1 protein-coding gene is annotated in these 2283 nt (G+C 30.5%); it reads left to right on the top strand.

Features of this window, described 5'->3' with window-relative positions; genetic code table 11:
• Positions 1 to 1122: 1122 nt before the first annotated feature.
• Positions 1123 to 2046 (top strand): protein rep, encoded by a 924-nt coding sequence (locus tag AB0B91_RS65210; RefSeq protein WP_031864528.1) that lies wholly within the window; start codon positions 1123 to 1125, stop codon positions 2044 to 2046.
• Positions 2047 to 2283 lie beyond the last annotated feature (237 nt).

The following is a 2283-nucleotide window of genomic DNA, read 5'->3' as shown; positions in this document are numbered from 1 at the left end:
AAAGAGCATAAGAGGAATCCTACACAGAAATGTCTCCGTATGTAGCCATTCGGTAGCCATTTCTGTGCAAAATATTGATTTGACAGTGTCAAATGGGATTCCTATTTATGCGATAAAAATTGTTATATGACTCCCGAACGGCTACACAAAAGATACCGAATAGCTACACAAAATCAAAAATGGATACCAAATAGCTACATTATTAGGTAGCTATTTGGGAGCTAAAAGGGAGCCAAATGGTAGCCAAAATCAAAATGCACTGCTGCCTTTTTTGAATATTATTAATCGGGTTTTAGCTTTTTTCTAAGAAGAATAATTGAGATTAAAAATATATTTTTCTTTCTGAAAGTGTTGAGAAATGAATTTTAAAATGATTCATAGCCTCTCTTTTGAACGAAAGAAATTTTTGTTTGTTTTTATATTCGAAATGATTAAATGTCCTAGAAAGGGCTTAAAATGCAAAATAAAAGAACCACTCATTTTTTGAGTGGTCTTCTGGATAATGGTTATCATATTGTGCAATTAAAAGGAGCACTGTATTGAGCATACCACACGCATTTATGCCGAGAAAATTTATTGTGCGTTGAGAAGAACCCTTAACTAAACTTGAAGACGAATGTCGGCATAGCGTGAGCTATTAAGCCGACGATTCGACAAGTTTAGGGATTGTTAAGGGTTCAGAGGCTCAACGTCAATAAAGCAATTGGAATAAAGCATTAAAAATAGCCACTCAGCAATTGAATGACTATGGGTTGGGAAAAGAACTATTTCATGCTAAAAGATTTAATGATGTTTGAGGATAATGCTATATTTTTACCTTAACACTTATTTAATTGCAGTGCATTTAAAAGTATTTAACGATGAGATTTTTTTGGCTTTTTTGAAACGAGTGAAACGAGTTTCTTCTTGTCTTGATACTATAGGTAACTATTCCCGTATGGTTACCTGTCTCTAGATTAGTTGATATGACTGTCTTTGAACGCAAAAAAAGTTGCTTTTTCATACCTAGTATAGTAGAGTTTATGGTGACCAAACCAAAACTTTACATGAAAGGAGAAAAAGCAACTTTTTTGTTATAAAAACTTTGTATACAACTTAGTTGTTTTTACAGTGATTTAATATATGGAAAAGTATACTGAGAAAAAACGGAGAAATCAAGTATTTCAGAAATTTATTGAACGGCATGTCAAAGAAGGACAAATGGATTTGATAAGGGAGTGCAATACATTCTTGAGTTTTGTGGCAGATAAAACATTAGAGAAACAGAAATTGCATAAATCTAATTTATGTAAAAATCGATTTTGTCCTGTATGTGCATGGCGAAAAGCGAGAAAAGATGCGTTAGGTTTATCATTGATGATGCAATATATTAAGCAAAAAGAAGATAAACAATTCATCTTTTTAACACTTACCACGCCAAATGTTACAGCTGAGCATTTAGAAAGTGAAATTAAAGCTTATAATCACTCTTTTCAAAAGATGTTTAAGCGTAAAAAAGTAATTTCTGCTACGAAAGGTTATGTAAGAAAATTAGAAATTACTTACAATAAAGAACGTGATGACTATAACCCGCATTTTCATGTTTTAATTGCAGTAAATAAGTCATATTTTACAGATAAAAGATATTATATTAGCCAAAAAGAATGGCTTGAATTATGGCGTGACGTAACGGGAATTTCAGAAATTACACAAGTTCAAGTTCAAAAAATAAGACAAAATAACAATAAAGAGTTATATGAAATGGCTAAGTATTCTGGTAAAGATAGTGATTATTTAATAAATCAAAAAGTATTTGATGCATTCTATAAATCTCTTAAAGGTAAACAGGTATTAGTTTATTCAGGATTATTTAAAGATGCTAAAAAGAAATTAAAAAATGGAGATTTAGATTACTTAAAAGAAATTGATCCAACCGAATACGTGTATCAAATTTTTTACATGTGGAATAAAAATGAATATTTAGCGAGTGAAATTTTTGATTTAACAGACGAAGAAAAACAAAAAATAAATCATCAAATGATAAATGAAATTGAAGAAGAAAAATAAAAAACAAAACGCTACTCGAAAAAAAGAGTGAGCGTTTTTTGTTTTGTTAGAAAAAATTAAAGATGTTTTTCTGAAAAAGGTTTGAGATTTTGAAATGAAAAATATGAGGGTATACAGGTGTAATATTGCAACTATTGCTATTAAAGAGCATAAGAGGAATCCTACACAGAAATGTCTCCGTATGTAGCCATTCGGTAGCCATTTCTGTGCAAAATATTGATTTGACAGTGTCAAATG

The organism is Nonomuraea sp. NPDC049141 (assembly GCF_040648415.1).
Taxonomy (GTDB): domain Bacteria; phylum Actinomycetota; class Actinomycetes; order Streptosporangiales; family Streptosporangiaceae; genus Nonomuraea.
The sequence above is the reverse complement of the archived record's forward strand: the minus strand, read 5'-3'. Positions and strand labels throughout refer to the sequence as shown.